The 9,912-nt window shown below is 54.7% G+C and carries 5 protein-coding genes; 3 read left to right on the top strand and 2 right to left on the bottom strand.

Translation table 11 applies throughout. The features are described from left to right. Window positions 1-1,827, bottom strand: a 1,827-nt coding sequence (locus FH871_RS05030) for a M1 family metallopeptidase (protein ID WP_138990198.1), incomplete at its 3' end; no start/stop codon positions are given. A 117-nt stretch (window positions 1,828-1,944) separates the two neighbouring features. After that, the gene (locus FH871_RS05025) at window positions 1,945-3,678 is read right to left on the bottom strand and encodes a DUF885 family protein (RefSeq protein WP_138990197.1); all 1,734 of its coding nucleotides are present in this window, start codon (window positions 3,676-3,678) and stop codon (window positions 1,945-1,947) included. Window positions 3,679-3,814: 136 nt separating this feature from the next. Here FH871_RS05025 and FH871_RS05020 point away from each other — a divergent pair, with 136 nt between their 5' ends. The 3 genes from FH871_RS05020 (at window position 3,815) to FH871_RS05010 (ending at window position 9,582) form a co-directional block, all read left to right on the top strand. Continuing rightward, window positions 3,815-6,004, top strand: coding sequence for a M28 family peptidase (locus tag FH871_RS05020; RefSeq protein WP_138990196.1), 2,190 nt, complete (start codon window positions 3,815-3,817; stop codon window positions 6,002-6,004). A 79-nt stretch (window positions 6,005-6,083) separates the two neighbouring features. After that, entirely contained in the window at window positions 6,084-7,568 is a 1,485-nt protein-coding gene (locus tag FH871_RS05015) for a hypothetical protein (protein WP_138990195.1), read from the top strand. Between the two features lie 79 nt (window positions 7,569-7,647). Continuing rightward, complete coding sequence (locus FH871_RS05010) at window positions 7,648-9,582, top strand: glycoside hydrolase family 2 protein (RefSeq protein WP_229317051.1); 1,935 nt, start codon at window positions 7,648-7,650, stop codon at window positions 9,580-9,582. Window positions 9,583-9,912: the final 330 nt, after the last annotated feature.

Below are 9,912 nucleotides of genomic sequence, written 5' to 3'. Positions count from 1 at the left end.
GGCGCGGGCCAGGGCTTTTTCAATTTCGGGATTCTGGGTGTTGAGTGTAAACCAGTCGACTTCGACCAGATCCTGATCGATGGGTTCGACGCCGTAGAACCAGCCTTTCCAGAACCAGTCCAGATCGACGCCGGAAGCGTCTTCCATGGTGCGGAAGAAATCGGCCGGGGTGGGGTTTTTGAAAGCCCAGCGATTGGCATACTCCTTGAAAGCGTAGTCGAACAGTTCGCGGCCCATAACGGTTTCGCGCAGAATGTTCAGGGCCACAGCGGGTTTATCGTAGGCATTCGGGCCAAACTGAATGATGTTGTCCGACGAGGTCATGATGGGCGACAGTGTGGCCGGGTCCGACTTCATATACGGCACAATGCGTTGCGGTTCGCCATACCCGCTCAGGAAATTATAGTCCCATTCTTTTTCCGCCAGATACTGGCAAAAACTGTTCAGTCCTTCGTCCATCCAGGTCCACTGCCGCTCGTCGGAGTTGACAATCATCGGGAAAAAGTTGTGACCCACTTCGTGAATAATCACCCCGATCATCCCGGCTTTGTTGCTCTCCGAATAGGTGCCATCCGGTTCAGGCCGACCGCCGTTGAAGCTGATCATCGGGTATTCCATGCCGCCGTAGCGCGTCGCATGGCAGGAGATGGCGACCGGATACGGGTATTTGAAGGTGCGGTTTCCGTAGGAACGCAGCGTGTGTTCGACGGCCCGCGTCGAATATTGTTCCCAGAGCGGATTGCCTTCCTTGGGGTAAAACGACATGCTCCAGATTTTTTTTCCATCGCCGTAGACGTCGGTTTGCATGGCGTCCCAGATGAATTTGCGCGACGAGGCAAAGGCAAAATCCCGGACGTTGTCGGCTTTGTAAATCCAGGTTTTCTTGCCGGTTGGTTTGCCCTTCTCAGCCGCGATGGCTTCATCCTGCGTCACGATTTTAAGTGGCGTTTTCGAGGTCGATGCTTTCTGCAACCGCTGGAACTGCGTGGGCGTCAGCACCTGTTTGTAGTTCAGACATTCGCCGGTTGAACCCACGATGTGGTCGTTGGGAACGGTGATGGCCACCTTGTAATTGCCAAAAATCAGCGTGAACTCGCCCTGTCCCAGAAACTGCTTGTTCTGCCAGCCGTTCACGTCGTCGTAGGCGCACAAACGCGGAAACCAGTGGGCAATGAAGTAGTTCCGGTTGCCATCTTGTTCGAAATATTCATACCCGCTCCGGCCGTAGTAAGCCGTGATGTTATAATTCCAGTCGACGCCGAACCCGAATTTCTGTCCCGGTTTTAGGGGAGCGGAAAGATCGATCCGCATCATGGTTCCGTTGATGGTATACTTCAGCGGTTTCCCGGTCGCATCCCGAACGGCGGTTATCTTATGGCCATATTCTTTTTGGGGATCGATCTGGGCACCGGGCTCGGCATTGTTGAGGTTGTGCAACCGGGTCAGGCTGCTACCACTGGTCGAAACCGCCGACCGGGTGGCTAAGTTCGCCGTTGAATTCTTTTCAAACAGGTTCTGATCCAACTGGAGCCAGAGGTATTTCAGGGCGTCGGGTGAGTTGTTGTAATACGTAATCAGTTCAGAACCAATGATTTTCTGGTTTATATCGTCCAGTTCCACCTTGATGTCATAATCGGCACGGTTCTGGAAAAAATCCCGGCCCGGTGCACCGGTGGCCGTCCGAAACGTGTTGGGGGTGGGCAGTTGGGGGCCTAATTGTTCAAACCGATCGTTGGCCTTGTAGGGAGTCGTGGAGGGAGCCTGCGCCCAAATCCGGACGGTCAGGGTCATGCATACCGCAACCAGCGCGGTGATTTTTCGTCTCATGGGTTCGTAAAAGTCTTTAGCGTAGAAAAAGTGGATGAAGTGCGCTTTAAAGATAAAACGAAAGCAGAAGTGTCCCAAATTTTCCGACACGATTCCGTTTGAGTCCGCAAAAACCGCTCACTTTTCATAAAACCGCCACGAAGTTTTGAAATCTTTGCTCAGTTTCTGGTTGGTCAGAATGGCCCGGATCATTTCGACCGGCATGGCGTTGAGCTGCAGAATGGCGTCGTGGAATTGCTTGTAGGTCATTTTTTTACTGTCGACAAACTCCTTTTTCAGACCGTAAAACTGAAAACCGCCCGTCATGTAAGCCAGTTGGTAGAGTGGGGGATAACCACCCACGAACGACCGGCGCACTTCGCCCTCGGCGTTGGCCCGCTCGTGCCCAACGCGGTCCACCAGAAAGTCGATACACTGCTGCGGTGACCATTTGCCGAGGTGGTAATTCAGCGAAAAAATGATGCGGGCGCAGCGGTGCATCCGCCAGAACAGCATCCCGATCCGGTCTTCGGGCGACTGCGGAAACTTCATGTCCCACAGAATCATTTCCCAGTACAAGGCCCAGCCCTCCGTCCAGAACGGCGTGTCGAAATTGCGGTAGGTCTTGTGCCGGTTGTTCATAAACCCCTGCAGGTGGTGTCCGGCAATCAGTTCGTGGTGAACCGTCGAGCGCGAGAAATGCGGATTGTTGCCCCGCATACTCATCAGCTTATCCTCGTGTTCCATAGTGTTTGTCGGATAGGAAATCAGGATGGATTCGCCCCCCAGAAAGAACGGTGACACCTTCTGCCGGGCTGCTGCCATCATGTTCATTCGCCAGGTTTCTTCGGCGATGGGTGGAATGGTCACCAGGTCGTTTTTTTTCAGGAACGCCATCGATTCCTCATACAGCCGCAGGATCAGTTCCGGCTGTTTGCCGGCCGGAACGGCGGTATTCTTGACTTTCTCCTGAGCGGCTTTCCAGTCCGTGCCAAACCCCATTTCCTGCGAGGCTTTCAGCAATTCCCGGTCGCACCACGCAAATTCGCGGTTGGCAATGTCGATCAGTTCTTCCGGCGAATACGGAATGAGTTCAAACTGGAGCTGCCGGAGCAATTCTTCACGGCCCACGGCAATGCCGGAAATACCGCTGCCGTCGTCTTTGGTTGGGGCGGCCTCTCTGACTTTTTTGGTCAGCAAAGCCGTATAGGTTGTCAACAGACTATCGGTTTTTCGGTACGGTTCGGGCACCCACCAGCTAAACTGCGGGTCGTAGGCGTTGTAGAACGTAAAGACGCTTTTCAGGGCGGCCTGCAAGCCTTTGGCGGTTCCTTCGGCGCGCCGGGCCTGCGCCGGTTCGATCTTCTCGGTTTTCTCAACCACCTTTCGAACCGTGATGATCTGTTTCCCAATGGCGTTCAGATCCGCAGCCACCTGCTCGGCCACCAGCGGCATTCCGCGCCGACGGAGTTTTTCCAGCGCATAGATTTTGTCCGCAAATGGAAACCAGTCTTTGGTCTGGTTAACCTCGCGTTCTTCGTCCGCTAATTCCTGAAGTGCTTTCTTCAGATTTCGTTGAAACAGCAGATAATCCACCCGGCTGTCGGTACTCATCCGGTCGAAATCCAGTTGCTGCAATTGCCGCAGGTAATCGGCATGAAACGTCTTGAAACGCTCCCGCCGTTCGGGCGAATTTTCAAGGGTGTAAAACCGGCTGAGACTGCCCCGATCGGCTTCATAGTTCGTCAACAGATGATGAACATCGCTCGTTTGCCGGTATAATCCGTTCGTCGGATTCGGTTGAGCGAAAGCCACCAGTGGCCCGACAAAAAGCAGAAAGGAAAGGAAGGAACGGGTAAACGGTGGTTTCATGGGCGGTTTCATCGGTGGTTTCAATTCACTAAAGTAGTTATTGTATAATAAAAACCGGAAAATATTCGGCCAAAAACGATTTTTGCCAACTATTCTGTAACTTTTAGGCCTGTTAACCTGAACAACCTGCTCATCTATGAAACACAACTCCGTTTACTCAGTGCTTTGGCTGGCGTTGAGTCTGACCGCGGCACAGGCCCAAAAATTTACCGGTTTTACCCCCGCTCGTCAGGCCACTGAGGAAAAAGCGGAAGCCGAATTCAAGAAACACCAGTCGTCGGCCGCTTTTAAAAAGCACCTCGAAATGCTGAGCAGTGTGCCCCACGTGGCCGGAACACCCGAAAATGAGAAGGTTCGGGACTACATCGCCGAAACCATGCGGAAAGCGGGCTGGCAGGTCGATATTTATCCGCACGACATTTATCTGCCCAAAGGCCCGGGTGAAATTGCCGTTGAACTGGTGGAACCCATTCGCCAGCCGCTGAACATTCGGGAGTATCTTTTTTCGGAAGACAAATACGCCAAAGACCCGCGCCTGATGCCGGGCTGGAACGCCTATTCCGGTTCGGGCGATGTGACGGCGGAAATCGTTTATGCCAACTACGGACGCAAGGAAGACTTCGAACAACTGAAAGCGATGGGCATTTCGGTGCAGGGGAAGATCGTTATGGCGCGTTACGGCGGCAATTTCCGGGGCTACAAAGCCCTGTTTGCCCAGGCCGCCGGAGCTGCCGGGGTCATTATTTACACCGATCCGGCCGACAACGGGTATACGAAAGGACTGACGTTTCCGGAAGGGCCACAACCCAGCGAGAGCGTCATTCAGCGCGGCTCGCTGCTGACGGTTCCGTACACCGGCGACCCGCTGACGCCCGGCGAACCCGCGCTGCCGATCGACGGAAAAACCAAGATCAAACGGCTCGATCCGAAGGATGTTGCCCTGCACACCATTCCGGTGACGCCCATTCCGTACGGTTCGGCCACCGAAATTCTGAAACGCATGACGGGCAGCAAGGCCGTTCCGACGGGCTGGCAGGGCGGTTTGCCGTTTACGTACCGGCTGGAAGGCGGTTCGGCCCTGAAAGTGCGGCTGATGGTGAAGCAGGAAAAAGCCATCACGCGGATTTACGAAGTGGTTGGAACAATGGTTGGAACGGAATTCCCCGACGAATGGATCATTGCCGGTTGCCATTACGACGCCTGGTCGTTCGGTGCTACTGACCCCAACAGCGGCACGGCGATGTTGCTGAGTCTGACCGAATCATTGGGCAAACTGGCGAAAACCGGTCAAAAACCCCGGCGCACGATCAAAATAGCGCACTGGGATGCCGAAGAGTTCGGCGTTATCGGCTCGGCGGAATGGGCGGAGCAGTTTCGGGACGAACTGACGCAAAAAGCCGTTGCCTACATGAACTACGATGCCGCCGTGTCGGGCCGGAATTTCGGGGCCAGCGCGTCGCCGTCCCTGAAAAAGATTCTGATCGAAGCGACTCAGTCTGTTCAATATCCTGATTCCAACAAAACTGTCTATGAGCATTGGCTGGGGCAGGGCGGTCGCCGTGGTGGCAGCACCGTCGGGATTGCCTCATCGGCACCGGCTACGGTCGTCAACGAGCCGGTCATTGGCAACCTGGGTGGTGGTTCAGATCACATTGCGCCCTACATGCACGTCGGCATTCCGTCGCTGAATGCCGGAACGGGTGGGCCGACGCTGTACCATTCGTCCTACGACGACCTGTTTTTCTACGATAAATTTGCCGATCCGACTTACAAAATGGGGCCAATGGTGGAGCAGGTGGTGGGAACCATGACGTTGCGCCTGGCGAATGCCGACGTGCTGCCCTACGATCTGGTGCGCTACGCCAACGACCTTTCGACGCACCTGAAAGCCGCCGAAAAAGCCATCAAAGCCTATTCGCCGACCTATTCCATCGAACCGTTGCTGACGGCGGTGGTCGATCTGAAAAAGAACGCCGAAGCCGCCGAAACCGCCCGCCAGAATTATTTGCAGGCGGGTCGCACCGATAAACTGGCCGAACTGAACAAGACCATGCGGCAACTGGAACAGTCGTTTATCGATCCCAAAGGCATGGCGTTCGGGTCGTGGTATCGCTCATTGTATGCCTCCTCGGACCCGAACAGCGGGTATGCGTCGTGGATGCTGCCGGGACTGCTCTACGAAGCGTCGCTGAAATCGACCGCCAACCTGCCCGATCTGGAAGCCCGCTACAAGAAAGCCATTCAGACGCTGAGCGACCGGTTGGGAACGCTGGTGGAAGGCATGGCTTCGGGCAATCCGGCAACCCTGGGCGGAGGGAAAAAATAGCGGTTTTTGGTACCTTCGGGCAGTTGAGGAGATTTTTGATTGTCCGAAGGCATCCTGCTACTAACCCGAACCCCTTACCATGACCTTTTTCAGCGTTCGAACCGTGATTCTTATCGGTTCACTTTGTGCGTCTTTCGTTGGATTTGCCCAAAACCAACCCATTATTCTCCGAGACCAGCGGGAGCTATTTGTCGACGATTACCTGATCGACACACGCACCAACCTGGAACTGCGTCTGGGAACCCCGGTCTCGGCCGGAAAAGCGCTGCAATTTACCGAACCCTGGGAAGGACAGTTTTGTACGTACGTGTCTGTTGTAAACGCCGGTGACCGCTTTCAGCTATATTACCGGGGGCTGGCCGGATATGAAGGCAAAGGTGATCAGCAGGTTACGTGTTACGCTGAAAGTCAGGACGGTATTCACTGGATGAAACCGAAACTGAACCTTTTCAAGGTGAACGGCACGCTGGAGAACAACGTGGTACTGGGCGACAATCCTCAGCGGAGTACGCATAATCTGGCGGTGCTTTACGACAACCGGCCCGGTGTTCCGGCCGACGAACGGTACAAAGCTGTTGGCGGAGAGTCGAACACGAAGATTCCGTCGAGCGGGTTGTTCCGGTATGTTTCGCCGGATGGCATTCACTGGAAACGCTACGCCAGGGATACCGCGGCTTTGTTCCATGATTATGCACTGGACTCCCAGAATGTACTGACGTGGGTGCCTGCGGAAAAAGTTTACGCCATCTACCTCCGCGCCTGGACGGGTAGAAAACCGGGTGAACTGTATCCCGCTGGCGGCATTCGGTCCATTGCCCGGTCCACGTCCCGCGATTTCATCCATTGGTCAAAACCGGAAATGATGACCTTCGGCGACACCGAACGGGAACATCTGTACACCAACACCACACAACCCTATTTCAGAGCACCCCAGCTTCTGATTTCCATGCCTTTTCGCTTTTCACCCCAGTTAAAGGTGCTTTCGGATGCGCAGTTGATCGAAAACGGGACTGACAAAACCCAGTGGAAGGGCGTTGCCGATGGCGTTTTTATGACTTCTAGGGGCGGAACCGTTTACAACCGGAAATTCATGGAGTCGTTTGTCCGGCCGGGTTCCGAACAGAAAAACTGGGGGGCGCGGAGTAACATTCCGGCGATGGGCGTCATTGCAACCGGTCCAGCCGAAATGTCATTTTTCGTCACCCGCGCCTACGGCACCCGGGCGGTTTTTCTGGAGCGCATGACCCTGCGTACGGACGGTTTTGCTTCCCTGCATGGCGGTTATACAGAAGGAAGCATCGTGACGAAGCCGCTTGTTCTTCAGGGAAATAACCTGGTCGCTAATTACGCAACTTCGTCGGTGGGTTACGTGAAAGTGGCGGTTTTGGATGAAAATGGGAAGGCCATTGCCGGTTTTGAAGAGTCGGAATTGTTGGTCGGTGATCAAATCGATGGCCTGGTAAGCTGGAAAAACGGCAAAACTGTCAACGAACTGGGCGATCGGAAAATTCGGTTGAAATTCATCGTTCGGGATGCTGATCTGTATTCCTTCGCCATCCGTTGACCCGGCGGGCATTGCTTGTCCGGCGAATGTCTGAGCAACGGAAAGTATTCTATCTTTGCAGATCAACTTCCTGAATCCCATGAAACACCTGATTCGACACACGTTCGACCGTGTCACGTATTGTCTATTCCTTGCAACGCTTCTCCTTCCGTCCGTTCGGGCACAAACCAACACAACCGGTCCGGCCACGGCGGCCATTCTGAGTCGCTGGGAAAAGCAGGTGACGCCCGAAAACGCCTGGCGCGACTACCCGCGTCCGCAACTGGTACGGGCCAACTGGCAGAACCTGAACGGGATGTGGGAATACGCCATCCGGCCCAAAACCGAGGGCCAGCCCGCCAATTTCGACGGGCAAATTCTGGTGCCCTTCTGCGTAGAATCAACGCTTTCAAAAGTAACGAAATCACTCAAATCGGACCAACGGCTGTGGTACCGCCGGAATGTGACGATCCCCACCGACTGGAACGGGCAGCGGGTGTTGCTGCACTTCGGTGCGGTGGATTACGAATGCAATCTGTGGGTCAACGGCGGTTTGGTCGGCTCACACGTCGGCGGCTCGGATGCGTTTGAGTTCGATATTACGGATTTTCTGAAATCGGGTCAGAATCAACTGATTCTGGGCGTGATGGACCCTACCACCGACGGCGAACAACCGCGCGGCAAACAGGTGTTCGACCCCAGAGGCATTTGGTATACGCCGGTGTCGGGCATCTGGCAAACCGTCTGGCTCGAACCGGTTCCCAACCCGGCTTACATTGAAGAGGTTCGGCTCACCCCGGAACTGGATTCCAGCCGGTTGCGGGTGGAAGTGCTGCTAAACCGACCCCTCACCAACCCAACGAGCGCCATCCGGTTGACGGCGCTGGACGGAACCCAAACCGTTGCGAGCCTGCTGGTTCGGTCGGGGCGGGTGGCGTATCTGCCCATTAAAAATCCGAAACTGTGGTCGCCCGACAGCCCGTTTCTCTACAACCTGAAAGCCGAACTGGTGACGGTAAAAGACCCCTTTCCCGGAACCGAAAACCGCAACCGCCCGCGACACAACGACGCCGAGCGGTCGGCTTATGCCAAAGCCGAGGTAACGGGCAATGCTGTCGATGCCATAACGAGCTATTTCGCGATGCGGAAAATGTCGATGGGGCCGGGCAAGATCGCCGGGCAGCCCATGATGTTGCTGAACAACAAACCGGTTTTTCAAAACGGTCCGCTCGATCAGGGCTGGTGGCCGGGGAGTTTGCTGACACCTCCGTCGGATGAAGCGATGGTTTTTGAGCTGGATTTCCTGAAAAAGTCCGGTTTCAACATGCTGCGGAAACACATCAAGGTAGAACCCGACCGGTATTATTACCACTGTGACCGCCTGGGTTTGCTGGTCTGGCAGGACATGCCGTCCGGTTTTTTGAGCGGCCAGGACATGGGTCGCCAGGAGGTCGTCGAACCGTTGCGCCGGTCGAAAGGCAAGGAACAGTTTGAACTGGAACTGCGCCGGATGATGAATCGATTGCACAATCACCCCAGCATTGTGACCTGGGTCGTACACAACGAAGGCTGGGGTCAGTACGACAACGTTCGGCTGGCGGATTGGGTAAAAGCGCTCGATCCCAGCCGGTTGGTGAATGCCGCCAGCGGCTGGTCGGATCTGGGTGCGGGCGATTTCTTCGACATTCACACGTATGAAGAAGTGCCGAATATTCCGGAGGCCAAAAAAGACCGGGTGATTGTCGTCGGTGAGTTTGGCGGCATCGGCTGGCCGATCACCGGGCATTTGTGGGACCCAAAAAAACGGAACTGGGGGTATCAAACCTATCAGGATAAGGATGCGGTTCTGAAAGCGTATCGCACCAAATACGCCAAAATGGTGGAAATGTACCAGAAAAATGGCGTTTCGGCAGCGGTGTATACCCAAACGACGGATGTGGAAGGCGAGGTCAACGGCCTGCTGACCTACGACCGGGAAATCATCAAGATTCCGATTGAGACACTGCGGGAAATCCACGCGCCGTTGTTTAAATAAAGGCGGTTTTCCAGACCGGTCAAAAGTCTGGCAGGGACATTCAATTTACCGGATTGTGAGTGAATAGAAACAGCCCTGCAACGGGCGGCACCCGCTGGTTGTCGCCCGTTGCAGGGCTGTTTCTATTGTTGTGCAGGCGTATCGTTTTAGTAACTCCCCAAACGAGCGGGATTCCGCATCAATTTTACTTGAAAACAGAGGTTTCGCGCCTGGTCTAGGCTGATTATCAGGGTATAATTTCTGTTTTGAGATTCTTCTCATCCGTTTCCGGCCAAAATTTTGCGGTTTACTTGCGTATTAAAATAAAAAACGATTACTTGCTTGCAACTA

Source organism: Larkinella sp. C7 (assembly GCF_006149005.1).
Classification (GTDB): Bacteria; Bacteroidota; Bacteroidia; order Cytophagales; family Spirosomataceae; genus Larkinella.
This window is presented reverse-complemented; position numbering and strand designations above follow the sequence as displayed.